Below are 23,427 nucleotides of genomic sequence, written 5' to 3'. Positions count from 1 at the left end.
ATGTCCATCAACGCTGCCGTCAGTCTGACCCATGCGCCGGCCGCACCCCGGCTGGCGTGTCACGAACGCGGCACCTGGAGCCGGGCGCCGCAGAGCAACGAGGCGGCGCTGCTGTGCCGCAAGCTGCGAGGCTTGCGCGCGATGGTCGCCGTGCTCGAATGCGATTCGGTCGCACGCGCCGCGCGCATGCTGCATCTTTCGCAGTCGGCCGTTGCGCGCTCGATTTCCGACATCGAGGCAGAACTGGGTTTCCCGCTCTTTCATCGCAGCGGGCGCGGTCTGATTCCGAATGCGGCGGGCCAGCGCCTTGGGGTGCGGGCTTCGCGTGCGCTTGCCGAACTGGCCAACGGGTACCGGGAGGCGTTCGCCGCCACGGCGTCGCAGGCCGATGGCGGCGCACGTGCGGCGAGCCGTTTCGCGGCGGTCGTCGCGCCTCAGCACCTCACGAGCTTCATCGCCGTGGCGGAGTTGGGGAGCGGGCCGCTCGCAGCGAGTCGTCTGCAATGCTCGCAGCCGACGATTCAGCGCAATCTCGATCAGCTTGAAGATCTCATCGGCATCAAGCTCTTTCGCCGCACGCCGCGCGGCACCCGTCTGACGGACGAAGCGCAGGCGTTGCTTGGCCCGGTCAAACGGGCGCTGGCCGAACTGGCGATTGCCGAAGACGAACTCGCGCCGTTCGGCGGCCGTCAGCAAGGCACGGTGATCGTGGCGGCGTTGCCGCTATCTAGCGGCTTTTTGCTGCCCAAGGCCATCGACAGCCTGCTGCACAAGTCGCCGTATCTGAGCGTGACCGTCGTCGATGGCACCTATGAAGCGCTCGTGCGGCAGTTGCGTCAGGCAGACGTCGACCTGATCGTCGGCGCGTTGCGTGCGAACGACGTGCCGCCGGACATTCGTCAGGAGGCGCTGTTCGAAGATCATCTATCGGTGGTCGCGCGTGCCGATCATCCGTGTCTGAGCTCGGGATGCACGCCCACGCTTGCGGAACTCGCCGGGTACGGCTGGGTGAGCCCGCTGCCGTGTACGCCCGCGCGCAGTGTATTCGAGCGGGTGTTTCATGCGGAAGGGCTGCCGTTGCCGCAGACGCAGGTCCACGCGAGCAGCTCACCGGTCGTGCGCGGGTTGTTGTCGTCGAGCGACCGGCTCGCGCTGCTCTCGCCGGTGCAGATCACGTCGGAGTTGCGCACGGGAGAATTGGCCGTAGTGCCGGTGCCGCTGTACCACGCGCGGCGTGCCATCGGCGTTGCTATGCGCCGCGATGGTCTGCTGTCGCCGGCGGCGGAGCAGTTGCTCGACGAACTCCGCGGGCTTGTGCCGACGATGCAGCATCCGACGTAATCCGCATGCTGTGTTCGCGAAATTGTCGGCGAGCGCGGCAAAAATCGCGGAATTCGTCATGAGTTGCATATCCGATCGCTTTCGCGCGCGCGCCGTTTCCGGTTTGCGAGACGGTCGCTGACGAGCGCTCGCCGCGCCTTGTGCGGCGGGCGTTTCGCCAAGAGCGCGCCGCGCGTCCCGCAGCGCGAAATTCCCCTCGCAAAAAACGTCACATAACGTAGGGGAAATCTCGGGGATATACGAAAAACGCAACGCTCGACGCGGGAGTTTCATTCGACGTGTTCTTCTCGGTTGCCTAAGCTGTTCCGGACACATTGAAAAGGTGCGCCAACCCCCCCGGCGCGCCACATCAAAAAGCGGAGCGGCGCACGACGCCGACGAGGAGACGACACCATGACGAAGCGCCATCTGTGGCTCGCGGTAGCACTTGCGAGCGTTTTCCAACTCACTGCTGTCTCGGCACGCGCCGAGGACATCAAGGTCGGCGTGCTGGGCCAGTTCTCCGGCTCGGCGTCGTGGTGGGGCACGGAGTACCGTCGCGGCATCAACCTGTGGCTCGAACAAAACAAGAACAAGGTTGGCGACGATAAGCTCGTGATCCTGGAGCGCGACGAAGGCGGCGTGAATCCGCAGCGCACGCGCCAGCTTGCGCAGGAACTCGTGGTGCGCGATCAGGTGCAGTACCTGTTCGGCGGCTCGTACACGCCGAACGTGCTGGCCATGGCCGACGTGGCGAACCAGACCAAGACGCCGCTCGTGATTGGTAACTCGGGGACGTCCAACGTCACGCTCAAGTCGCCGTACTTCGTGCGCACGGGCTTCACGCAGTGGACCGTGAGCGTGCCGCTCGTGGAATACGCCGCCAGCAAGGGCGTGAAGAACGCCGCCATCGTGGTGGCCGACTTCGCCACAGGCTACGACGCCATCGACGCCTACAGCGAGACGTTCAAGAAGGCGGGTGGCAAGGTGGCCGTCGAAGTGAAGGTACCGCTGGGCACCACCGACTTCTCGAGCTACCTGCAACGCGTGCGCGATGCAAAGCCGGACGCCGTCTTCATGTTCATGCCCGTGGGCCCGATGTCGGCAGGCTTCGTGAAAGCCTTCAAGGAGCGCGAACTCGACAAGGCCGGTATTCAGCTCTTCGCCACGACGGAGACGATGGAATCCGATCTGCCGGCCATCGGCGACAGCGCTCTCGGCACGATCACCGCGCTGCACTACTCGCCGTATCTGACGTCGCCGGAGAACACCGCATTTGTGAAAGCCTACAAGGCGAAGTACGGCCCGGGCGCGCTGCCGTCGATTGCCTCGGTGGCGGCCTACGACTCGATGACGCTCATCGCGCAGATGGTCAAGGCCACGAAGGGAAAGAAGGATGGCGAGAAGGCCATTGCTGCCGTGAAGGGCTATGCCTGGACGAGCGCTCGCGGCCCGGTGTCGATCGATCCGAAGACGCGCGAAATCATCCAGAACGTCTACATCCGGCGCGTGGAGTCCATCGACGGAAAGCTTGGCAACAAGCCCATCGAGACCTACAAGTCGGTGGTCGAGCCGTGGCACGTGAGCCACCCCCAGGTGGCTGCCAAGTAACGCAGGCGTGGTCGTTCAGTTTGTTCAGTTCGTTCGGTAATTTCTTCATGACGCAATCGCTTGCCACTTTCCTGTCGTTGTCGATCGACGGTGTGGCCTACGGGATGTTGCTGTTTCTCATTTCCGTGGGTCTCACCGTCACGCTGGGCGTCATGCGCGTGGTGAACCTCGCGCACTCCGCCTTCGCCATGATCGGCGGTTATTTCACTTTGTGGGCCATGCAGCGCGCCGGGCTCGATTTCTTCGTCGCACTGCTCGTCGGGGTGTTCGGCACGATGGTGCTGGGCGCCGTGCTCGAGCGCACGCTGTATCGCTGGGTCTACACGGCCAACGGTCTGGGGCAGTTGCTCATGACGATCGGACTCGCGTTCATCATCTGCGCGGTTGCCAAGCATCTCGCCGGCACGGAGCTGCAAACGATTCCCGTGCCGCAGGGGCTGCGCGGCACGTGGGACTTCGGTGCGTTCTCGGTGTCCGTCTATCGCATCTTCGCGCTGGTGTGCAGCGCAGTCGTGGCCCTCGGTATCTGGTGGGGGCTGGAGCGCACGCCGTTCGGTGCGAAGCTGCGCGCCGCGGTCGACAATCCGCGCATGGCGCGTTGCGTCGGCATCGATGTGCCGCTCGTGTTTTCGATCACGTTCGCCATCGGCTGCGGGCTGTCGGGTCTGGGGGGCGCGCTCTCCAGTCAGATCCTGCCGCTCGAACCGTACTACGGTCTGAAGTATCTGGTGCTGGTGCTGATTGTCGTGGCTGCTGGCGGCCTGGGCAGTCTGCGAGGCTCGCTTTACGCAGGGCTGCTGCTGGGCCTGATCGATACGCTGGGCCGCTACTACGTGCCCGCACTCGGTGCCTTCATGATCTATCTGGCCGTGCTGGCCATTCTGCTGATCCGCCCGCAAGGGTTGGTCGGCCGCGCCTGAGCGGAGGGTGACGATGTCTCATACGAATCCTCTGCCGCCGGTCGCGGGCACGGCGCAAGTGGCTCCCGCGCTGCGTCGCAAACGTCTTGGCGTGCTCGACGCGGTGCTCCTCATTGCCGCCGTCGCCACGTACTTCTTCGCCGATCTGTACCTCGCGCTCGCCACGAGCGTGCTGATCATGATCATCTTCGCGCTCTCGCTCGATCTCGTGCAGGGCTACTGCGGTATCGAGACGTTGGGGCACGCGGCGTTCTTCGGTAGCGGCGCCTACGCTGCCGGGCTCTTCGCGATGCATGTCTCGCCAGATCCGTTGTTGGGACTGGTGGCGGGCGCCGTGGTCGCGGCGGTCGTGGGGCTGATTACCGGCGTCGTCGTGCTGCGCGTCACCGGGCTCACGCAGATCATGCTGACGCTGGTGTGCGCCACGCTGCTCTACGAGGCGGGCAACGTCGCGAAGTCGATCACCATGGGCGACGACGGCCTGACCGGCTACACCATCGCTCCCGTGCTCGGCCTGTTCAGTTTCGATATCTATGGGCACACGGCCTATCTCTATGCGCTGGCCGTGTTGCTCGTCGTGTATCTGTTCACGCAGTTTCTCGTGAATTCGCCGTTCGGCCTGACCGTACAGGGCATTCGCGAGAACGCCGTGCGTATGTCGCTCCTCGGTGTTCGCGTCGGTCTGCGCCGCCTGATGCTGTACACGCTTGCCGCTGCGGTGGCCGGCGTCGCGGGCGCACTCTCCGCGCAAGTGAACAACATCGTCGCACTCGACACGCTGTCGTTCACGCTCTCGGCCAACGTGCTCGTGATGCTCGCGTTGGGCGGCACCGGACGTCTCTACGGCGCGGTGCTCGGTGCGGTCGTCTTCATGGTGTTGTCCGACCGCATCGCGGCCATCGACCCGACGAACTGGCTTGCCGCCCTCGGTGTGCTGCTGATCGTCGTGGTGCGCTTCGCGCCCGATGGCCTGATCGGTGTGGTAGATCGCTGCGCGGCACGCATTCGCCGTCCTCGCCAGGCGGTCACGCCGCAGAAGACCGGCGACGCCAAGGCAACCGCCACGGACAAGGAGGTGACGCCGTGAGCGCCGCACTGGAAATTCAAGGACTGTCCAAACGCTTCGGGCAGTTGGACGTGACCCGCAACGTCAGCCTGTCGTTGCCGGTCGGTGCGCGACACGCGTTGATCGGCCCGAACGGCGCAGGCAAGAGCACGCTGATGAATCTGCTGACGGGCGTGCTCAAGCCGAATGCCGGCGTGGTGCGCGTGGGTGGCACGGACGTGACGTCGATGCCCTCGCACAAACGCGTGAAGCTGGGGCTGGCTCGCACGTTTCAGTTGAACACGCTGTTCGACACGCTCACGGTGGCCGAGAACGTGGCGCTGGCGCTCACGTCGCGGCGCGGCCTCGACGGCTGCATCGGCAAGCCGCTCGCGAGCCGTCCGGCGGTGGTGGAAGAGGCCGCGGAGCGTCTGCGCGAACTGGGCATGCTCGATCTCGCGGGCAGACGCATCGACGAACTGGCGTACGGCCAGCGTCGTCAGGTGGAAATCGCGCTGGGCCTCGCGCTCGATCCCAAGGTGGTGCTGCTCGACGAACCCGTCGCAGGCGTGCCGTCAGGGCAGGGACGCAAGCTGTTCGAACTGCTCGAACGCCTGCCAGAAGACGTCGCGGTGATGGTCATCGAACACGACATGGATCTGGTCTTCCGCTTCGCGCGCCGCATCACGGTGCTGGTCGAAGGTGCGGTGCTGATGGAAGGCGAGAAGGACGAAGTGCGCAGCGATCCGCGCGTGCGCGACATTTATCTGGGGCGTCGCCATCATGACTGACATTCTGCTCGAAGCCTGCGGACTCAGCGCCGGGTATGGCGAGACCATCGTGCTCGAGGACCTGAGTCTTCGCGTGGGCGCGGGAGAGGCCGTCGCCATTCTTGGCCGTAACGGCGTGGGCAAGAGCACCTTGCTGCTCAGCCTGCTGGGACTGACCACGCGCCACGGCGGCGCGGTGCGTTATCGCGGCGACGACATCTCGTCGTGGCCCGCCTATAAGCGAGCCCGCGCGGGGCTGGCGCTGGTGCCGCAGGAGCGCGAGATCTTCAAGTCGCTCTCCGTCGAAGAGAACCTTCAGGTCTCTGCGATGGGTGACGCAGGCGAGCGCGGCAGCAACGACTGGACGCTCGATCGCGTGTACGACTTGTTCCCGCGATTGCACGAACGTCGCCGCAACCTCGGCAACCAGCTCTCGGGCGGCGAGCAGCAGATGCTCGCCATCGGCCGTGCGCTCATCGGCAATCCTCGCGTGATTCTGTTCGACGAGCCGTTCGAAGGGCTCGCGCCGGTGATCGTCGATCAACTGGTCGACGCCTTCTGGACGTTGCGCGCCAACGGCGGCATGGGCGTGGTGCTGGTGGAGCAGCACGCGGAACTGGGGCTGGAGTTGACCGACCGGGCGCTGGTGCTCGACCGGGGCCGTGAGGTCTGGGCGGGGCGCAGCAGCGAACTTGCGGCGTCGCCGGAATTGCTCGCCACGCTGGTCGGACTGGAAAGCGCCTGAACACGCGGCGCACAACACGAATTGACGTCAAACACATGAGCACATCACAGAACACTTCCCCCCGCGCATTGGCGGGCCTCGTCGTCAGCGCCCATTCGGCGGACTTCGTCTGGCGCGCTGCCGGCACGATTGCCACGCACATTGCGCAGGGCTATCGCATGAAGATCGTCTGCCTGTCGTTCGGCGAGCGCGGCGAGTCGGCCAAGCTCTGGCGCAAGGGCGCAGAGATGACCGAAGCGAAGGTCAAGGCCGCGCGCCGCGAAGAGGCACAGCGGGCCGCCGACATTCTCGGCGCAGAAATCGAATTCCTCGACATCGGCGACTACCCGATGCGGGTGTCCGACGAGACGCTGTTTCGACTCGTCGACATCTATCGCGATGTGCAGCCGTCGTTTGTGCTGAGCCATTCGGAGAAAGACCCGTACAACTTCGATCACCCGTTGGCGATGCACGTCACGCAGGAGGCCCGCGTGATCGCGCAGGCAGAAGGTCACAAGCCGGGCGAGACGATCATCGGCGCCCCGGCGGTACTCGCGTTCGAGCCGCATCAGACCGAGCAGTGCGAGTGGATTCCGAACACCTTCGTGGATATCACGCCGGTGTGGGACAAGAAGCGTGCCGCCATCGAGTGCATGGCCGGTCAGGAACACCTGTGGGATTACTACACGCGCGTGGCGTTGCAACGCGGTGTGCAGGCCAAACGCAACATCGGCATCACGGCCGCGCGAGACATCAAATACGCCGAAGGGCTGATGCGCCTCACGCCGGTGGTCACGGAGCAACTGTCATGATTCGCGGCGTCGTCGTTCGTCAAATTCCCCGTGTCGATGCCGCTACGCTCGACATTCTGCGCAGTGCAGGCAGCGCCACGGTACACGAAGCGCAAAGCCGCCTCGGCCTGATGGCGACTTACCTGCGTCCGATCTATGCCGGTGCCGTTGTCGCGGGCAGTGCCGTGACCGTGCTTGCGCCCCCGTCGGACAACTGGATGCTGCACGTGGCGGTAGAACAGGCGCATCCGGGCGATATCGTGGTGGTCGGTGTGACGTCGCCTTGCGACGACGGCTATTTCGGCGATCTGCTCGCCACGTCGATGAAAGCGCGCGGCGTGGCCGGTCTTGTCATCGACGCCGGGTGCCGCGACATCGGCACGCTCACCGAGATGCAGTTCCCGGTGTGGTCGAAAGCCATCTCGTCGCAGGGCACGGTGAAGGAGACGCTCGGCTCGGTGAACGTGCCGGTCGTGTGCGCCAATCAGATCGTGAACCCCGGCGACGTGATCGTGGCCGACGACGACGGTGTGGTCGTGGTGCCGTTCGCTACCGCGCAAGCCGTAGCCAGGGCCGCCGCCGCACGCGGTGCCGACGAGGCGTACAAGCGCGGTGTGCTCGCAGGCGGCATGTTGGGGCTGGACTATTACAAGATGCGCGAGCGTCTTGCCGCGAAGGGCTTACGTTATGTCGACTCGCTCGACGAGTTGCAGGGCGAGTGAGGGCAGCGACTTGACCGACATGATGCATTCCCAAACGCGTATCCGCGCTGCCGTGATGCGCGGAGGCACTTCGAAGGGGCTGTACTTTCTTGCTGACGATCTGCCTGCGGACGCCGCCACGCGCGACGCTGTGCTGCTCGCCGCAATGGGGTCGCCAGATGCGCGTCAGATCGACGGGATGGGCGGTGCGAATCCGCTCACGAGCAAGGTCGCCATCGTGTCGCGCGCGACGCGCGCCGATGCCGATGTCGACTATCTCTTTGCACAGGTCGTGGTCGATGAAGCGCGTGTCGACTACGGACAGAACTGCGGCAACCTTCTCGCCGGCGTGGGGCCGTTTGCGATCGAGCGCGGGCTCGTTACCGCAGCGGGCGACGTGACCGAGGTCGGCATTCACATGGTCAACACGGGACAGGTGGCGGTGGCCACCGTGCAGACCCCGGCTGGCGTCGTGAAGTACGACGGCGACGTTGCCATCGATGGCGTGCCGGGCACGGCCGCCCCGATACCGCTGATGTTTCGCGACACCGCCGGCGCGTCCTGCGGCGCACTGTTCCCGACCGGACAGCGTCAGGATGTCGTGGAAGGTGTCACGGTGACGTGCATCGATAACGGCATGCCGCTTGTGCTCATGCGCGCGGCGGACTTGGGGTGTACCGGCGCGGAGTCCTGCGAGCAGCTCGAGACGGACGCAGTGTTTCAGGCGATACGCGACCGGATCGAGGCGATTCGTCTGGCCGTCGGTCCCCGCATGAATCTCGGTGACGTGCGCTCGCGCACAGTGCCCAAGATGTGTCTCGTGGCACCGCCGCAAGCCGGGGGGGCTCTCGCGACGCGTTGTTTCATTCCCCACCGTTGCCACTCGTCCATCGGCGTGCTCGCGGCGGTGAGTGTGGCGACGGCCGCAGCACTGCCGGGCACCGTCTGTCATGAGATGGCGGAGGTGCCCGAGGGTGATGCGCCGCTGCTCGCCATCGAGCATCCGACGGGCGAGTTCACCGTACGTCTGGCGCTTGGCACCGATGCCGACGGCACGCCGGACGTCACGAGCGCCGGTCTGCTGCGCACGGCACGCTGGCTGTTCGACGGCGAGGTCTGCATACCCGCTCGTGTCTGGGCGCAGGGAGGGAAGCCATGAGTACCGGACGTCTCCCGCTGCTCATGCTTCCCGGCTTGCTTTGCGACCAGGTGGCATGGGCGGCGACCGCGGCGCTTTTGCCGCAATACGATTGCCGTGTGCCCGCGTGGGGCGCACTCGACAGCATCGGGGCGATGGCCGATCACGTGCTGGCGAGTACGCCCGAGCCGCACTTCGCGCTCGCGGGGCACTCGATGGGCGGACGTGTGGCGCTCGAAGTCGTGCGTCGCGCACCGCAGCGCGTGACGCATCTCGCGTTGCTCGACACCGGTTATCAGGCATTGCCCGAAGGCGAAGCTGCGGAGAAAGAGCGCAGCGGGCGGGCGGTGTTGCTCGCGCGTGCGCGTGAGGCCGGTATGCGTGCGATGGGCCAGGTGTGGGCAACCGGCATGGTGCATCCCGACCAAATCGGCACGCCGCTCTTCGACGCAATTCTCGACATGATCGAGCGCAGCCGTCCCGATCAATTTGCCGCACAGATCCACGCGTTGCTTGGCCGCCCGGATGCGACGTCGCTGTTGAGCGAGGTGCATTGTCCGACGCTCGTGCTTTGCGGACGTCAGGACACCTGGAGCCCGCTCGCGCGCCACGAGGTCATGGCCGGACTGATGCCCAATGCCGTATTGAGCGTTATCGAAGGCAGCGGTCATATGAGCCCGATGGAGCGTGCGCAAGACGTGGCCGATGCCATGCAGGCGTGGCTCGCGCGCCCGTCATCTCCCACACCCTCCTCACAGGCTCGGCCGGTATGACACACGACATCGTCCACCACGACATGACCGCCGGCGTCGAACCGGAAACGCTCGAAGCCCTGCTCGCCAAACAGGCGTGCCATGACCTCGTGATGCGCTTCGTCGCCTGCAACGACCGGCGCGACCCGCAGGGACTCGCCGCCCTGTTTGCCGAGAACGGCGTACTGGTGCGGCCCAACGGCGACACGCTCGCCGGGCCGGCCGCCATTGCCGCCGCTTATGCCGACCGGCCGGCGGACCGGCTCACGCGGCATCTCGTCGGCAACGTGCTGATCGACGTGACGTCGCCCACGAGCGCCATCGGCAGCAGCACCGTGCTGCTCTGGAGCGGGTCGGCGCAAGACACGCCGGGGCCGTTCGGCCGCCCGGCGCAAGGCCGTCAGGTCATGGGGGAATTCGAAGACACGTTTGTTCGCACCGCGCAGGGCTGGCGCATCGCCCGCCGAGAAGCGCGTTTCACTTTCATCCGCGAGGCGTGAGGAAAAAACAGCACCGCACGTCGCGCAAAAAAATGACCGGGGATCGATGCCGAAAGCGCAGTTCAGGAGGCGGCAGCGATCACCCGGCATGGCAGTAAGGGCAGTGAAAGCAGTGAAGAAGGTTGGGCCGGCGACATTGCCACCGGTCCGGAGGTTGGCGTCGTGAGGGTGAGCAGACCCTCGTAGCTGTGTATTTCAAAAACAAGGGGACAGAAGTGAAAGTGAAACATGCATTGGCCGCTGGCCTGCTGTTGAGTGCAGGACTGGCTCACGCGCAAAGCAACGTGACGCTGTACGGGATCGTCGATACCGGCATCGCCTTCTACAACAACGCAGCCGGGGGCGGCAGCTTTGTTGGTGAACCGAATCTCACGGGCAAGGTGCCGTCGCGCTTCGGCTTCAAGGGTGTCGAAGATCTGGGCGGAGGTCTGAAGGCCGTCTTCACATTGGAAAACGGCTTCCAGCCGGGCACCGGTAACCTGAACTACGGCGGACGTCTGTTCGGCCGTCAGGCGAATGTGGGGCTGTCGGGGCCGTGGGGTACGTTCCTCATCGGCCGTCAGAACAACATGACGTTCTACGTGACGGGCAACGCCGACGTGATCGGACCGTCGCTCTTCTCGCTGGCCAGTATCGATCCGTACATCGCCAACGCACGTAGCGACAGCGCCGTCGGCTATATGGGCAAGTTCTCCGGCGTGACGCTCGGCGCGACGTACAGCTTCGGACGCGATGGCTCCGCCGCCGGTGGCCCGTCGGCCACCAACTGTGCGGGCAACGTGGCGGGCAATTACCAGGCATGTAAACAATTCACCGGCCTGATCGGCTACGACTACGAGAACTTCGGTATCTCGGCGTCGTACGACCAGATGCGCGGCAACACGGGCGCTGCGGCACCGCTTACCCGTTCGCAGTACACCGACTCGCACTCGGTCGTCAACGCGTACTACAAGTGGTCGTCGGGGCGCGTGGGCGGTGGCTGGATTCACCGCAACGTGAGCGCCGACGCCGCATCGCTGCGCTCGGACATCTACTTCCTCGGTGTCACCTATCTGCCGACCATCACCTGGGCGTTCGACGCGCAGGCCATTCGTTATCAGTTGAAGAGCCGCGCCAACGCCACGCTGCTCATCGGCCGCGCGACGTACTCGCTGTCCAAGCGCACGTCGCTGTATGGCATGGCTGGCTGGGTGGCGAACAGCCAGAACGGCGCCGTGGCCATTGCCGCAGGCGGCTCGGTCGTCACGGGCGGCAATCAGTTCGGCACGATGCTGGGCATTCAGCACACGTTCTGAGCGGGTGTCCTGACGACGCCAGAAAGCGTCGCATCGCGTGCGTCTGACACGCGCGAAACGTCCGGGGGGGCGGGTCGCGGGTGATGCGATGCGGCGTCACTCCCTGTTGCGCGGCATGCGACGTGGTAGCGGTGCCGCGCGCCACGAGAGAGTGATCCGGCAGACGTCGTGCGGCATGACCGTGCGCAGCCGTACATTCCCCGAGCTGCGTCATTGCGCACGATTTTCCTGCCCGGCCCGGGCAATGACCCTCGCCGCAAGTGCGACGGGTTTCCCGGGCCGCATTTTTTCCCCCGCACACCATATTCCCTGCGATTTCCTTCCCGGCGTTTCGTGTGTTTCACCACCGAATCCGCGTCGCAAAGTCTCGCACATGACCCAACCGGCCGGTTGAGTCGATTTGTCAAAGCGGGCGGTGCGCGCTAGCATCGTGCCTTGCCGTGGCTGCATCGCGTTCTCCGGCAAGCCGGGCGAAGGCCCGGACGGTGTGGCCACCTTCACGTATCTCCTCGCATGAATTCGCTATCCCCGTGCCTTCTTCTCACGTTCTGAGCCGGCGACGCCGGGCGCCCCGCGCCCGCACCGAATACGGCACGCGTGGTCCGGTCTGGCTGTTCGATCTGGACAACACGCTGCATCGCGCGTCGCACGCGATCTTTCCGCGCATCAACCGCGCGATGACCGCCTATATCGCCGAGAAGCTGGGGTTGTCGCAAGATGAGGCCAATCACCTGCGTTTTTCCTATACGGAGCGGTACGGGGCGGTGCTGCTCGGTCTCATCAAGCATCACGCCATCGATCCGCACGAGTTTCTGGCCCGTGTCCACGAGCTGCCGCCGCTGGTCGAGGTGCTGCGGGCGGAACGGGGCGTCGCCCGGCTGCTCGCCGGATTGCCGGGACGCAAGATTCTCCTGACCAACGCGCCTGCAAACTACGCGCTGCCGATCGTCGAAGCGTTGGGCATTCGCCGCTATTTCGAGCGCTGCGTGAGCATCGAAGACATGGCAGACCGGCGCGCCTGGCGGGCCAAGCCCGACGCGATCATGCTGCGCCGGCTGTTGGTGCGCGAGGGGCTCGCACCGCATCGCACATGGCTGGTCGAGGACACCCGTTCGCACCTGAAACACCTGCGGCATTTCGGCATCAGGACGGTCTGGATCACGGGACATCTACCGGTCAGAAACAGTCATGGCGACGTGATGCCGCGCAGTGGGCGCCCACACTACGTGGATATCAAAGTACAATCTCTGCGCGAGTTACGGGCGCGCCTAGCGACCGGGGTCCTAGCCCAGGCCGTCCGACAATCAAATCCCTACCGATAACGACCAGACGATGCAGCAGGAAAACTCTTCGAGCGGTGCCGGGTACGGCGCTGCCGATGCGCTGGAGGCCGCGCCCGCGCCTGTCAAGACAACCCGCCCCAAGCCGGGTGAGCGCCGCGTACAGGTGTTACAGACCCTCGCGGCCATGCTCGAGACGCCCAAGGGCGAGAAGATCACCACGGCCGCGCTCGCCGCACGCCTCGATGTCTCCGAAGCGGCGCTCTACCGCCACTTCGCGAGCAAGGCCCAGATGTTCGAGGGTCTCATCGAGTTCATCGAACAGACCATCTTCGGCCTGATCAATCAGATCTCTGCTCAGGATCAGGACGGCGTGACGCAAGCGCGCGCTATCGTGCTGATGCTGCTCGGTTTCGCCGAAAAGAACCCGGGTATGACGCGTGTGCTGACCGGCGAAGCGCTGGTCGGCGAGCATGAGCGTCTGCAAGAGCGCATGAACCAGTTGCTCGACCGCATCGAGGCGTCGCTGCGCCAGGTGCTGCGTCTGGCGACGGCGCAGGGAGCGCTGCCCGAAACCTTCGACGCCAATTCGCGCGCCAACCTGCTCGTGTCCTACGTGCTTGGCCGCTGGCACCGTTTCGCGAAGAGCGGTTTCAAGCGCTCGCCCGCCGAAGGCGCGGAGCCGCAGGTCGCAGCCCTTCTGCGCTAAGACCGGGTGGTCTGCGCCCTCGGCGCAGATTACGTTATACTTTTGCAACCCGTGACGGGGCCGCCGGAGATCCAGCCGGCCCTGTTGCGATGATTGGCGCGCCGATTTGGTGACTCGCTTGCGGGCGCGCGAATGACACTGCCGGGGGTTCCCGCGCACTGGCATTCATTAAAAATGCGGCTAAAGAGGTCGTGCGCGCCCCCCGCCATTTTTCCGTCGACCCCTTTTCCCGCACAGAACGTTTCAGGACGCCGTCCGTCGATCATTGTCGACAGGGACGCCGGCCACGGCATGTTTCGGACAGGGATCTATGGAATCTTCAATCGGAATCGTCACGCCGCAGCGGATGCATTTCGCGGAGCCGCTACCGCTGCAAAACGGCAGCACACTCGCGGGCTACGACCTGATGGTCGAGACCTATGGCGAACTCAATGCCGATCGCAGCAACGCCGTACTGGTTTGTCACGCGCTCAACGCGTCGCATCACGTCGCCGGTATTGCTGCCGACAATCCCAAGGATGTCGGCTGGTGGGACAACATGGTCGGGCCGGGTAAGCCGCTCGACACCGATCGCTTCTTCGTCATCGGGGTGAACAACCTCGGCTCGTGCTTCGGCTCGACCGGACCGATGAGCCTCGATGAAGCCACCGGCACTCCCTACGGCGCCCGCTTCCCTGTCGTGACGGTGGAAGACTGGGTCAACGCGCAGGCCCGCGTGGCCGACGCGTTCGGCATTCAAAAGTTTGCCGCCGTCATGGGCGGCAGTCTCGGCGGCATGCAGGCGCTCGCGTGGAGCATCATGTATCCCGAGCGCGTCGGTCACTGTCTGGTGATCGCCTCCACGCCGAAGCTCTCGGCACAGAACATCGCGTTCAACGAAGTGGCGCGCTCCGCCATCCTCTCCGATCCCGATTTCCACGGCGGCAACTATTACGCACACGGTGTGGTGCCGCGGCGCGGGTTGCGGGTGGCGCGCATGATCGGTCACATCACCTATCTGTCCGACGAGGACATGGCGACCAAATTCGGCCGGGCGTTGCGTCGTGCCGAAACGCTGGTCGACGGTGTGAAAGCCGCCGGCAAGGAAAACGGCACTGGCAATGGCAACGGCAACGGGCAGGACGATGCCTATCGCTTCAGCTTCGACGTGGAGTTCGAAGTGGAGTCGTATTTGCGCTATCAGGGCGACAAGTTCGCCGAGTATTTCGATGCCAACACCTATTTGCTGATTACGCGTGCGCTCGATTACTTCGATCCTGCGCGAACCGTGGGCGGCAATCTGGCCAAGGCGCTGTCGCACACCACGGCCAAGTACCTGATCGTGTCGTTCACGACCGACTGGCGCTTCGCACCGACCCGCTCGCGTGAGATCGTCAAGGCGCTGCTCGATACGCGCCGCACCGTGAGCTACGCCGAGATCGACGCGCCGCACGGCCACGACGCCTTCCTGCTCACCGATTCGCGCTATCACAACCTGGTGCGCGCCTATTACGAACGTATCGCCCGGGAGGTCGGGGTATGAGTCAGTCCACTGTACCGGCCACGAACGCGCAGGCGGCTTATCTGGCCGCGTCGCGTGACCGCATTTCGGCGTCGCTGGCCGACCGGCCTGATTTCCGGGTCATCGCGCGATGGATCGAACCGTCGTCGCAGGTGCTCGATCTGGGATGCAGCGACGGCTCGCTGCTGCGCCTGTTGATGGACGAACTCGACGTGAGCGGCTATGGCATCGAGATCGACGATGCCGGGGTGCTCGCCTCGGCACAGCGTGGCATCAATGTCGTCCAGCAGAATATGGAAGACGGGTTGAAGCTCTTCGAGGACCAGAGTTTCGATACGGTCATCCTGTCGCAGACGCTGCAGACCATTCACCACACCGCAGACATTCTGCGCGAGACGGTGCGCGTCGGCCGCGAAGCGATCGTGTCGTTCCCGAACTTCGGCTACTGGCCGCACCGCCTGTCGGTATTGCGAGGCCGCATGCCGGTGTCGAAGAGCCTGCCGTTCCAGTGGCACAACACGCCGAACGTGCGGGTGCTGACCATCAAGGACTTCGAGGCGCTGGCGCCGGACGTGGGCGTGAAGATTCTCGATCGCGCGGTGCTTCACAATGGGCGACTCGTGTCCGTGGGCGCGAACTGGCGTGGTAGTCTTGCGGTCTATCGCGTCAAGCGTTCCTGAACCGGCGGCAGCTAACGGGGCAGCGAAGCGCCGGGCCCCTGACGGCTGAAGACACCGGGGGCCGGGTGCCGCGCACCGCAGGCGGCTGGCCCCAACTGTCCTTTCCATGACCGATTCGCTGCCGCCCGCCGACGGGCGCGTCTTCCACCCCACGCGGATGCTCATCTGCGTGATTCTCGGCTTCACCTCCGGCTTGCCGTTGTTCATCCTGCTCAATCTGGTGCAGGCATGGCTGCGCAGCGAGCACGTGGATCTCAAGGCGATCGGCCTGTTCGCCCTGATCCAGTTTCCCTATACGTGGAAGTTTCTGTGGGCGCCGCTCATGGATCGCTTCGCCCCCAACGTTTTCGGATGGAAGCCGGGGCGGCGGCGCGGCTGGATGTTCGTCACGCAATTGCTGGTGGCCGGCGCAGTGGCGCTGATGGGGACCTATTCGCCGCAGCGCGATCTGATGACGATTGCCGCGCTGGCAGCGGCGCTGGCGTTCTTCAGCGCGAGTCTCGACATTTGTCTGGATGCCTATCGACGCGAGTTGCTCTCCGACCGCGAACAGGGGCTGGGCACGGCCATGCATGTGAACGCTTACAAGGTGGCCGGACTCGTGCCGGGCTCGCTGGCCCTCATCATGGCCGACCACCTGCCGTGGTCGCAGGTGTTCTTCGCCACGGCGGCGTTCATGCTGCCGGGTATCGTGATGACGCTCGTCGTCAAGGAGCCGGAGATTCGCGGCACGCCGCCGAAGACGTTGCGCGAGGCCGTGGTCGAACCGTTTCACGAGTTCGTCACGCGCGGCGGATGGTCGCAGGCGTTGCTGGTGCTCGCGTTCATCTTTCTCTACAAACTCGGCGATTCGATGGCGACGTCGCTGGCCACCTCGTTCTATCTCGATCTGGGGTTCACGAAGACGCAAATCGGTGTCGTGGCCAAGGCGACGAGCCTTTGGGCCAGCGTGGCAGGCGGCATCATCGGCGGGATCTGGCTGATCAAGCTCGGCATCAATCGCGGGCTGTGGGTCTTCGGCGTGCTGCAACTGGTGTCGGTGCTCGGCTTCGCGTGGCTCGCGCAAGCCGGCGCGGTCGTCACGGGGCTCGGTGCGGTGATCGCCTTCGAAGCCTTCACGGCGGGGTTGGGCACCGCAGCGTTCACGGCATACATCGCCCGCACGACAGACCCGCGTTATACGGCGACGCAGTTCGCGCTGTTCACGAGTCTGGCCTCGGTGCCGCGCACGTTTGCCAACGCAGGCACCGGCTATATTGTGGACGGCGTTGGCTGGCTGACATTCTTCCTCGTCTGCACGGCGCTCGCGCTGCCCGGCATGCTGCTGTTGCCGAAGGTCGCCCCCTGGGGGGCCGACGACGATGGTGGCGACGGCGTGCCCGCGACGAGCGGATCACGCTGAGCGGAGACGGGGGCCTCCCGTCCCGGGCGCCGTTGTCGTGTCGCGGTGCGGCTCAGGTGCCCCGAAAGGCCACCTTCTGACGCGTGACGACCTGGGTGGCGAAGTCTGCGTCACGCGGAATCGGCTCCCAGAAGAAGTCCCACTGGAAGATCGGGAGAAAGTTGAATTTCCTCGAGCGAAAGATGCCACGGTTGCGTTTGAATTCGCTGTACCGATCGCCTTTGAATTGCCGGTTCACCGACGTGAAAGGCAGAAGGCGTTCCGCGATGTCCGGGAAATCCAGATTCGGGTAATCGCCCCTTAGCTTCTCCAGCGCGGCAAATTGATCCTGGCCAATGATCTGAATGGCGGTCTCAGGCATCGCGTAACGCTGGGCCCACATGACATGCCAGCCCGACTGCGTGTCGTTGATGAAGTTTGCGAGTGGCTGGCTCAGCGCAAATGCATCGGATTCGATGTGGACGATCTTGTCTGCGCCGATGGTGCGTGCAATCGTCACGCTATGAAGGAAGCTGCGCCACCATCCGGGATACAGACTCATGCTTTGCCTTCCCAGATTCTTCTCGAAACGAACGATGCCGTGGACGGGCTGGTGCGCCGAAATGTCGCTGTCCGCCCGCATCGTCTGGATCGTTTCCGCAGGGGGCAGATATGGCGAGCCGTCGTCGATCATGAGGATCTTGTCGGCTTTGATCGGTCCGTTCCGGTAATAGTCCAGCCAGCGCTGATACCGTTGCTGCCAGGCATCGGCATCTTTCATATAGCTGGTGCAAAACAACAGCGTCTTCATCGTGCTATCCGTTACAGCGCGTGATCGTAGTCGACGGTCAGTGGCGCGTGGTCGCTGAACTTGATGTCTCGGAAAACCGAGGTGGTCTTGGCCTTGCTCGCGATGGCCTGCGTGGCGATCTGATAATCGATGCGCCAGCCGACGTTCTTCGCGTAAGCCTGTCCGCGGTTGCTCCACCACGTGTACTGGTCGGCACGCGGATCGAGCGTGCGGAAGACGTCGACGTAGCCATGGTCGTCGAATAACTGCGTGAGCCAGGCGCGCTCTTCGGGCAGGAAACCCGAGTTCTTCAGGTTGCCCTTCCAGTTCTTGATGTCGATTTCCTTGTGCGCGATGTTCACATCGCCGCACAGGATGACTTCGCGCCCCGCCGCCTTGAGTGCGAGCAGGTGCGGCATGAAGTCGGCCATGAAGCGGAACTTGGCGGCCTGACGTTCCTCGCCGCTCGATCCCGACGGGATGTACACGGAGATCACCGACAGATTGCCGTAGCGCACTTCGACGTAGCGGCCTTCGGCGTCGAATTCGGCGTTGCCCCAGCCGATGACGACATCGTCGGGCTCGCGTCGCACGTATACGCCGGCGCCGCTGTAACCCTTCTTTTCCGCGTAGTGAAAGTAGCCTTGATAGTCGTGCGGCTTGAGGAAGTCCGGCGTCATGTCGGGCAACTGCGCCTTGATTTCCTGCACACAGAGAATGTCGGCTTCCTGATTGCCGAACCACTCGAAAAAGCCCTTCTTGGCGGCCGATCGCACGCCGTTCAGATTCGCGGTAATGATGCGCATGAGTGTCGATGCGCCGCGCTCGCGCGGCATGAGGGAAGAAAGGTCAGCGGCAAGGATACCGCAATCGCGAGGCGGTGTCGGACGACGCGGGTTTCGCCGCCCGTGGCCTCTCGCCGGTCTGCGTTTTGCCATAAAGACAAGGGGCAAGACAGGGGAAAAGAGGGGCCCGTTACGTCCGGCGGGCGCCGCCCGCGATGGCCGCCTGCGCGTCTCCGTCGCCGCCGGGGCCGAGGATGTCGCGCGCCAGTGCGAGCCAGCGTCGTGCCGCGTGCGACAGATACGAGTCGCGCCGCCACGCCATCGCCAGATCCCACGGGATCTCCGGATCGCGCACGTCCGTTATCACGAAGCGTTTCGGATCGAGCCGTGCGCAGAAGGGCTCGGGCAGCAGCGCGATGCCCACGCCGTTGTCCACCATCGACGCGATGAAGTCCCATTGGCTCGAGCGTCCTGCAATCTTGGGCGTGAAGCCCGCTCGGCGGCACGCGGCAATCACGAGTTCGGACAACGCAAAGCCTTCGCCGTAAAAGACGAACGGCTCATCGCGCAACTCACCCAGACCGACCCAGGCGCGCCCCTCCCAACGCGAGTCGCGCGGGGCAATCAGACGCAACTGGTAGTGGCACACCGGCAGCACGTCGAGAATGGTGGGGTCGACCGGCAGCAACACTGCGCCGAGTTCGATATCGCCCGCGAGCAGCGCCTGCTCGATGGCGCGTGAGCCGGTTTCGAAGAGCTTCATCTCGATGTCCGGATAGTGTTGATGAAACGCGCCGATCACCGGGATGAACAGATCGCCGCCGAGTGGCGGGATGCCGATGGACAACTCGCCGCGAGCGACCGTTTCCAGATCGGCCAGTTCCTGCCGTAGCCGCGCGTACGCGGCGAGCACGTCCTGACCGCGCTCGAAGACCACGCGTCCCGCATCGGTCAACTGAAGCCGGCGGCCCATGCCGCGCTCCTCGCGCAACATCAGCGGCGTACCCAGTTCGTCTTCCAGCGCCTTGACCATCTTGCTCACGGTCGGCTGGGTGACGAACAACGCTTCGGCCGCCGCCGTGAAGCTCTGCTGTCGCACAACTTCCACAAATCCTCGCAACGCGCGCAGTTCCATTTTGGTTCTCTCGTTGGCACCAAATTGGTGCTATTTCGCGGAAAGCCCTATCCCGTAAGGCTCTCTCATGCACTATTAGGGTTAATACTTAAATTATTCCAATTTGGAATCATTCCGATGATACTAATTCATTATATTTATGTTGCGGTGCTTCCTATACTGCATTTCATACTGATGCCAAACCCGGGAGCCCGACATGACCAAGATGATTGCCAGCCGTCTGTATAGCCGCAGCAAGCGCATTGTCGACGTGGTTTGGCAGATCGCGCTGCTCACGGGCATCTATCTTGTGGCCGATGCTGCATCGCGTCATTTTCATTTGCCGCTGCCTGGCGGCGTGCTGGGTTTGCTCGCCGTCGTGGCACTGCTCATGAGCGGTGTGCTGAAGACCGAGAAGATCAAGCGGGGTGCCGACTGGTTTCTGGCCGAGATGCTCCTCTTCTTCGTGCCGATGGTCGCGGCCGTGATGCAATACACCGATCTGCTGCGTCACGAAGGTTTGCAATTGCTCGCCGTGATCGGCGTCGGCACGGTGCTCGTGATGGTGTCGACCGCACTGGCCGTCGATCTGGCTTGCCGTGCTGAGCGCCGCATGAAGCGCGCCTTCGTTCGCATCCCGGCGGTTCGCCGCGCGCATGCGCACGACGCACGCTGATGCTGCGCGAGCCGGTTTTTACCGTCATGACGCTTGATAGCGCTTACCGGGTCTTGCCATGAATCATACGGCGCTGCTGCTGCTCGTTCTCACGGTCGTGCTCTATTACGTGTCGAAGCGCCTTTACGCGCGCTTCGGCAAGGTGTGGCTCGGCCCGGCGATTCTCGCGCCGATCCTGCTCATCGCCGTGATGGTTGGCGGCGACATTTCTTACGCGACATATATCTCCGACTCGCGCTGGCTGGTTTGGCTGCTCGGCCCCACGACGATTGCATTCGCCGTACCGATCTACGAGCACCGCGACATCATTCGCCGGCATGCGTTTGCGCTGATCGTTGGCGTGCTCGTCGCGATGATCGTGGCCGTGGGCAGTTCCTTCGTGCTCGCCCGCTTGTTCGAGCTGCCGCCCGAGATGGCGCGCAGTCTGCTTGCCCGCTCGATCTCGACGCCGTTCGCGCTGGCGGTGTCCGATCAGGTCGGCGGCTCGCGCGATCTGGTGGGGCTCTTCGTCATCATCACCGGGTTCATCGGCATGTTGCTCGGCGAGGCGTTGCTCTCGTGGCTGCCGTTACGTACCCGCATGGCGCGCGGCGCACCGTTCGGTGCCGGCGCTCATGGTTTCGGCACCGCCAAGGCTCGCCAGATCGGTAGCGAAGAGGGGGTGGTAGCCAGCCTCGTCATGATGATCAACGGCATTCTGATGGTGTTCGCCGCGCCGCTGCTCGCGCATCTGCCTATCTGACGGTTCGCAGGTCGTACGGCTGTCATCATCCTCACAAAAAATAACCCTTCAGGCCAGGCTGACGCCTGCCGCTCGCGCATCAGTTTTGCTACAATGCCCGGATCTTGAGGAGCGTTGCGACAGCCATTGTGCTGCCAGGCTCAAGATCCTTCCTATTGGCCGCGCCGGCCGCCGGTTTTCCTACGGATAGCATGGCGTGTGAGCCTCAAGAACGGCGCTCACGTCCCACTATCTAGTCATTATTTAGAGAAAGGAGGCGTGATGAACGCCGTAGTCGATTCGAAATTCACCGATTTCCACGTTGCCGATATCAACCTTGCCGGCTGGGGCCGCAAGGAGCTGACCATCGCCGAGAGCGAAATGCCGGGCCTGATGGCCACGCGTGCCGAGTTCAAGGCCAGCCAGCCGCTCAAGGGCGCACGCATTGCCGGTTCGCTGCACATGACCATCCAGACGGGCGTGCTCATCGAAACGCTCGTCGCCCTCGGTGCCGAAGTGCGTTGGGCCTCGTGCAACATCTTCTCGACGCAAGACCACGCCGCGGCGGCTATCGCTGCGGCCGGCATTCCCGTGTTCGCCTTCAAGGGCGAAACGCTCGACGAGTATTGGGAATACAGCCACCGCATCTTCGAATGGCCGAACGGCGAGTTCGCCAACATGATTCTCGACGACGGCGGCGACGCCACGCTGCTGCTGATTCTGGGCAGCAAGGCCGAGAAGGATCTGTCGGTCGTTGCCAACCCGACCAACGAAGAAGAAGTCGCGCTGTACGCCGCTATCAAGCGTCACATCGAAAGCGACCCGCAGTGGTACAGCAAGCGCCTGTCGCAAATCAAGGGCGTGACCGAAGAGACCACCACGGGCGTGCACCGTCTGTATCAGATGGAAAAAGACGGCACGCTGCCGTTTCCGGCCATCAACGTGAACGACTCGGTCACCAAGTCGAAGTTCGACAACCTGTACGGCTGCCGCGAGTCGCTGGTCGACGGTATCAAGCGCGCGACCGACGTGATGATCGCCGGCAAGATCGCCCTCGTGGCGGGTTACGGCGACGTGGGCAAGGGCTGTGCGCAAAGCCTGCGCGGTCTGGGCGCCACGGTGTGGGTCACGGAAATCGATCCGATCTGCGCCCTGCAAGCTGCCATGGAAGGCTACCGCGTGGTGACGATGGAATACGCCGCCGACAAGGCCGACATCTTCGTGACGGCCACGGGCAACTTCCACGTGATCGACCACGACCACATGGCCGCCATGAAGCATCAGGCCATCGTGTGCAACATCGGTCACTTCGACTCGGAAATCAACGTGGCGTCGACCCGCAAGTACGAGTGGGAAAACATCAAGCCGCAGGTCGATCACATCATCTTCCCGGACGGCAAGCGCATCATCCTGCTGGCGGAAGGCCGCCTCGTGAATCTGGGCTGCGCCACGGGCCACCCGTCGTTCGTGATGAGCAACTCGTTCACCAACCAGACGCTCGCGCAGATCGAACTGTTCGTTGACGGCGCCAAGTACAAGAACAGCGTGTACGTGCTGCCGAAGCATCTGGACGAGAAGGTGGCGCGTCTGCACCTGGGCCGTATCGGTGCCGACCTGACCGTGCTGACCGACGATCAGGCGAAGTACATCAGCGTCGACAAGAACGGTCCGTTCAAGCCGGCGCACTATCGCTATTGATTGGTATCGGGCCCGCGCCTGTGTGTGACGAACGCATGGGCGACGGGGCACGGTATGGCGCGGCGGCGCCTGTTGCCGCCGCGTCGGGTTTCACCACTGCCGGTGCCGGGGCTGACGTCCCGCACGGGTCTGTTCTTCGGAGCTTGCCATGCGTCTGCTGCTGATTTGGCTCATCAATGCCATTGCGCTTCTCATCCTGCCGTACATCGTGTCGGGCATTCAGCTCAAGGGCATCGGCACGGCACTGATCGTTGCGATCGTGCTTGGCCTGATCAACGCGTTTCTGCGGCCGCTGCTCGTCGTACTGACGTTGCCGGTCACGGTGCTCTCGCTGGGGTTGTTCATCTTCGTGATCAACGCCTTGCTGTTCTGGCTCGCCTCGCATGTCGTGAAGGGCTTCGAAGTCTCGGGATTCTGGGCGGCGCTCTTCGGTTCGCTGCTGTACAGCTTGATTTCGTGGATTCTGTCGGCGCTGGTGTTCGGCGGCGACCGCGCCACTAACGTGTAAGTGTCGGCGCATCGCCG

At 64.0% G+C, this 23,427-nt stretch carries 24 protein-coding genes and 1 riboswitch; of the genes, 21 read left to right on the top strand and 3 right to left on the bottom strand.

Going from position 1 to position 23,427, the window contains the following annotated elements; all coding sequences use genetic code 11:
* The 17 genes from PCO31110_RS03765 (at position 1) to PCO31110_RS03685 (ending at position 17,139) form a co-directional block, all read left to right on the top strand.
* The gene (locus PCO31110_RS03765; protein ID WP_150689651.1) at positions 1-1,341 is read left to right on the top strand and encodes a LysR family transcriptional regulator; all 1,341 of its coding nucleotides are present in this window, start codon (positions 1-3) and stop codon (positions 1,339-1,341) included.
* Between the two features lie 393 nt (positions 1,342-1,734).
* Positions 1,735-2,931 (top strand): ABC transporter substrate-binding protein, encoded by a 1,197-nt coding sequence (locus PCO31110_RS03760; RefSeq protein WP_010805588.1) that lies wholly within the window; start codon positions 1,735-1,737, stop codon positions 2,929-2,931.
* A 47-nt stretch (positions 2,932-2,978) separates the two neighbouring features.
* Complete coding sequence (locus tag PCO31110_RS03755) at positions 2,979-3,851, top strand: branched-chain amino acid ABC transporter permease (protein WP_036663908.1); 873 nt, start codon at positions 2,979-2,981, stop codon at positions 3,849-3,851.
* Between the two features lie 13 nt (positions 3,852-3,864).
* The gene (locus PCO31110_RS03750) at positions 3,865-4,938 is read left to right on the top strand and encodes a branched-chain amino acid ABC transporter permease (RefSeq protein ID WP_010805586.1); all 1,074 of its coding nucleotides are present in this window, start codon (positions 3,865-3,867) and stop codon (positions 4,936-4,938) included.
* Positions 4,935-5,687 (top strand): ABC transporter ATP-binding protein, encoded by a 753-nt coding sequence (locus PCO31110_RS03745; protein ID WP_150689650.1) that lies wholly within the window; start codon positions 4,935-4,937, stop codon positions 5,685-5,687. The genes PCO31110_RS03750 and PCO31110_RS03745 overlap by 4 nt, the downstream gene beginning before the upstream one ends.
* Complete coding sequence (locus PCO31110_RS03740) at positions 5,680-6,411, top strand: ABC transporter ATP-binding protein (RefSeq protein ID WP_010805584.1); 732 nt, start codon at positions 5,680-5,682, stop codon at positions 6,409-6,411. Before PCO31110_RS03745 ends, PCO31110_RS03740 begins: the two co-directional genes overlap by 8 nt.
* Before the next feature lie 35 nt (positions 6,412-6,446).
* Complete coding sequence (locus PCO31110_RS03735) at positions 6,447-7,202, top strand: PIG-L deacetylase family protein (protein ID WP_036663495.1); 756 nt, start codon at positions 6,447-6,449, stop codon at positions 7,200-7,202.
* Entirely contained in the window at positions 7,199-7,903 is a 705-nt protein-coding gene (locus PCO31110_RS03730) for a 4-carboxy-4-hydroxy-2-oxoadipate aldolase/oxaloacetate decarboxylase (RefSeq protein ID WP_174979295.1), read from the top strand. Before PCO31110_RS03735 ends, PCO31110_RS03730 begins: the two co-directional genes overlap by 4 nt.
* 19 nt (positions 7,904-7,922) lie before the next feature.
* Complete coding sequence (locus PCO31110_RS03725) at positions 7,923-9,041, top strand: 4-oxalomesaconate tautomerase (RefSeq protein ID WP_150689649.1); 1,119 nt, start codon at positions 7,923-7,925, stop codon at positions 9,039-9,041.
* On the top strand, positions 9,038-9,793 hold the full coding sequence (locus PCO31110_RS03720; protein ID WP_150689648.1) for an alpha/beta fold hydrolase: 756 nt from the start codon (positions 9,038-9,040) through the stop codon (positions 9,791-9,793). The genes PCO31110_RS03725 and PCO31110_RS03720 overlap by 4 nt, the downstream gene beginning before the upstream one ends.
* Positions 9,790-10,272, top strand: coding sequence for a nuclear transport factor 2 family protein (locus tag PCO31110_RS03715; RefSeq protein WP_150689647.1), 483 nt, complete (start codon positions 9,790-9,792; stop codon positions 10,270-10,272). Before PCO31110_RS03720 ends, PCO31110_RS03715 begins: the two co-directional genes overlap by 4 nt.
* Positions 10,273-10,487: 215 nt before the next feature.
* Positions 10,488-11,567, top strand: coding sequence for a porin (locus tag PCO31110_RS03710; RefSeq protein WP_370855804.1), 1,080 nt, complete (start codon positions 10,488-10,490; stop codon positions 11,565-11,567).
* Between the two features lie 530 nt (positions 11,568-12,097).
* Entirely contained in the window at positions 12,098-12,889 is a 792-nt protein-coding gene (locus PCO31110_RS03705; protein WP_010805577.1) for an HAD-IA family hydrolase, read from the top strand.
* Positions 12,890-12,899: 10 nt separating this feature from the next.
* Positions 12,900-13,556, top strand: coding sequence for a nucleoid occlusion factor SlmA (gene slmA, locus PCO31110_RS03700; RefSeq protein WP_010805576.1), 657 nt, complete (start codon positions 12,900-12,902; stop codon positions 13,554-13,556).
* 310 nt (positions 13,557-13,866) lie between these two features.
* A complete protein-coding gene (gene metX, locus PCO31110_RS03695) occupies positions 13,867-15,078 on the top strand; it encodes a homoserine O-acetyltransferase MetX (protein ID WP_150689646.1) in 1,212 nt (403 codons plus the stop codon).
* Positions 15,075-15,737: a methionine biosynthesis protein MetW gene (gene metW / locus PCO31110_RS03690; protein ID WP_010805574.1), complete on the top strand. Its 663-nt coding sequence runs from the start codon at positions 15,075-15,077 to the stop codon at positions 15,735-15,737. Before metX ends, metW begins: the two co-directional genes overlap by 4 nt.
* A gap of 106 nt (positions 15,738-15,843) precedes the next feature.
* A complete protein-coding gene (locus tag PCO31110_RS03685; protein WP_150689645.1) occupies positions 15,844-17,139 on the top strand; it encodes an AmpG family muropeptide MFS transporter in 1,296 nt (431 codons plus the stop codon).
* A gap of 52 nt (positions 17,140-17,191) precedes the next feature.
* Here PCO31110_RS03685 and PCO31110_RS03680 read toward each other — a convergent pair whose 3' ends face one another.
* The 3 genes from PCO31110_RS03680 to PCO31110_RS03670 form a co-directional block, all read right to left on the bottom strand.
* Positions 17,192-17,929 carry a hypothetical protein gene (locus tag PCO31110_RS03680; protein WP_010805572.1) on the bottom strand — a complete coding sequence of 246 codons (738 nt, stop codon included), beginning with the start codon at positions 17,927-17,929 and terminating at the stop codon, positions 17,192-17,194.
* An 11-nt stretch (positions 17,930-17,940) separates the two neighbouring features.
* Positions 17,941-18,744: an exodeoxyribonuclease III gene (locus PCO31110_RS03675; RefSeq protein ID WP_036663490.1), complete on the bottom strand. Its 804-nt coding sequence runs from the start codon at positions 18,742-18,744 to the stop codon at positions 17,941-17,943.
* Positions 18,745-18,883: 139 nt separating this feature from the next.
* On the bottom strand, positions 18,884-19,828 hold the full coding sequence (locus PCO31110_RS03670) for a LysR family transcriptional regulator (protein WP_010805570.1): 945 nt from the start codon (positions 19,826-19,828) through the stop codon (positions 18,884-18,886).
* Positions 19,829-20,024: 196 nt separating this feature from the next.
* Between PCO31110_RS03670 and PCO31110_RS03665 the strand changes: the two genes are divergently transcribed.
* From PCO31110_RS03665 to PCO31110_RS03650, 4 genes are all read left to right on the top strand, one after another.
* Positions 20,025-20,483: a CidA/LrgA family protein gene (locus PCO31110_RS03665; RefSeq protein WP_010805569.1), complete on the top strand. Its 459-nt coding sequence runs from the start codon at positions 20,025-20,027 to the stop codon at positions 20,481-20,483.
* Between the two features lie 58 nt (positions 20,484-20,541).
* A complete protein-coding gene (locus PCO31110_RS03660) occupies positions 20,542-21,225 on the top strand; it encodes an LrgB family protein (RefSeq protein ID WP_010805568.1) in 684 nt (227 codons plus the stop codon).
* A 100-nt stretch (positions 21,226-21,325) separates the two neighbouring features.
* Positions 21,326-21,452: riboswitch (S-adenosyl-L-homocysteine riboswitch) on the top strand.
* Between the two features lie 34 nt (positions 21,453-21,486).
* Positions 21,487-22,902 (top strand): adenosylhomocysteinase, encoded by a 1,416-nt coding sequence (ahcY, locus tag PCO31110_RS03655; protein WP_150689644.1) that lies wholly within the window; start codon positions 21,487-21,489, stop codon positions 22,900-22,902.
* Positions 22,903-23,050: 148 nt separating this feature from the next.
* Entirely contained in the window at positions 23,051-23,410 is a 360-nt protein-coding gene (locus PCO31110_RS03650) for a phage holin family protein (RefSeq protein ID WP_010805566.1), read from the top strand.
* Positions 23,411-23,427: the final 17 nt, after the last annotated feature.

This window comes from Pandoraea communis, from assembly GCF_902459745.1.
GTDB lineage: Bacteria > Pseudomonadota > Gammaproteobacteria > Burkholderiales > Burkholderiaceae > Pandoraea > Pandoraea communis.
This window is presented reverse-complemented; position numbering and strand designations above follow the sequence as displayed.

Excerpts from the sequence above, each read along its gene's own strand:
- ahcY (WP_150689644.1), top strand. The coding sequence starts at position 21,487 with ATGAACGCCGTAGTCGATTCGAAATTCACCGATTTCCACGTTGCCGAT.
- metX (WP_150689646.1), top strand. The coding sequence starts at position 13,867 with ATGGAATCTTCAATCGGAATCGTCACGCCGCAGCGGATGCATTTCGCG.
- PCO31110_RS03735 (WP_036663495.1), top strand. The coding sequence starts at position 6,447 with ATGAGCACATCACAGAACACTTCCCCCCGCGCATTGGCGGGCCTCGTC.
- PCO31110_RS03755 (WP_036663908.1), top strand. The coding sequence starts at position 2,979 with ATGACGCAATCGCTTGCCACTTTCCTGTCGTTGTCGATCGACGGTGTG.
- PCO31110_RS03680 (WP_010805572.1), bottom strand. The coding sequence starts at position 17,929 with ATGAAGACGCTGTTGTTTTGCACCAGCTATATGAAAGATGCCGATGCC.
- PCO31110_RS03670 (WP_010805570.1), bottom strand. The coding sequence starts at position 19,828 with ATGGAACTGCGCGCGTTGCGAGGATTTGTGGAAGTTGTGCGACAGCAG.
- PCO31110_RS03720 (WP_150689648.1), top strand. The coding sequence starts at position 9,038 with ATGAGTACCGGACGTCTCCCGCTGCTCATGCTTCCCGGCTTGCTTTGC.
- PCO31110_RS03675 (WP_036663490.1), bottom strand. The coding sequence starts at position 18,744 with ATGCCGCGCGAGCGCGGCGCATCGACACTCATGCGCATCATTACCGCG.
- metW (WP_010805574.1), top strand. The coding sequence starts at position 15,075 with ATGAGTCAGTCCACTGTACCGGCCACGAACGCGCAGGCGGCTTATCTG.
- PCO31110_RS03650 (WP_010805566.1), top strand. The coding sequence starts at position 23,051 with ATGCGTCTGCTGCTGATTTGGCTCATCAATGCCATTGCGCTTCTCATC.
- PCO31110_RS03730 (WP_174979295.1), top strand. The coding sequence starts at position 7,199 with ATGATTCGCGGCGTCGTCGTTCGTCAAATTCCCCGTGTCGATGCCGCT.
- PCO31110_RS03760 (WP_010805588.1), top strand. The coding sequence starts at position 1,735 with ATGACGAAGCGCCATCTGTGGCTCGCGGTAGCACTTGCGAGCGTTTTC.
- slmA (WP_010805576.1), top strand. The coding sequence starts at position 12,900 with ATGCAGCAGGAAAACTCTTCGAGCGGTGCCGGGTACGGCGCTGCCGAT.
- PCO31110_RS03750 (WP_010805586.1), top strand. The coding sequence starts at position 3,865 with ATGTCTCATACGAATCCTCTGCCGCCGGTCGCGGGCACGGCGCAAGTG.
- PCO31110_RS03660 (WP_010805568.1), top strand. The coding sequence starts at position 20,542 with ATGAATCATACGGCGCTGCTGCTGCTCGTTCTCACGGTCGTGCTCTAT.
- PCO31110_RS03665 (WP_010805569.1), top strand. The coding sequence starts at position 20,025 with ATGACCAAGATGATTGCCAGCCGTCTGTATAGCCGCAGCAAGCGCATT.
- PCO31110_RS03685 (WP_150689645.1), top strand. The coding sequence starts at position 15,844 with ATGACCGATTCGCTGCCGCCCGCCGACGGGCGCGTCTTCCACCCCACG.
- PCO31110_RS03765 (WP_150689651.1), top strand. The coding sequence starts at position 1 with ATGTCCATCAACGCTGCCGTCAGTCTGACCCATGCGCCGGCCGCACCC.
- PCO31110_RS03725 (WP_150689649.1), top strand. The coding sequence starts at position 7,923 with ATGATGCATTCCCAAACGCGTATCCGCGCTGCCGTGATGCGCGGAGGC.
- PCO31110_RS03740 (WP_010805584.1), top strand. The coding sequence starts at position 5,680 with ATGACTGACATTCTGCTCGAAGCCTGCGGACTCAGCGCCGGGTATGGC.
- PCO31110_RS03715 (WP_150689647.1), top strand. The coding sequence starts at position 9,790 with ATGACACACGACATCGTCCACCACGACATGACCGCCGGCGTCGAACCG.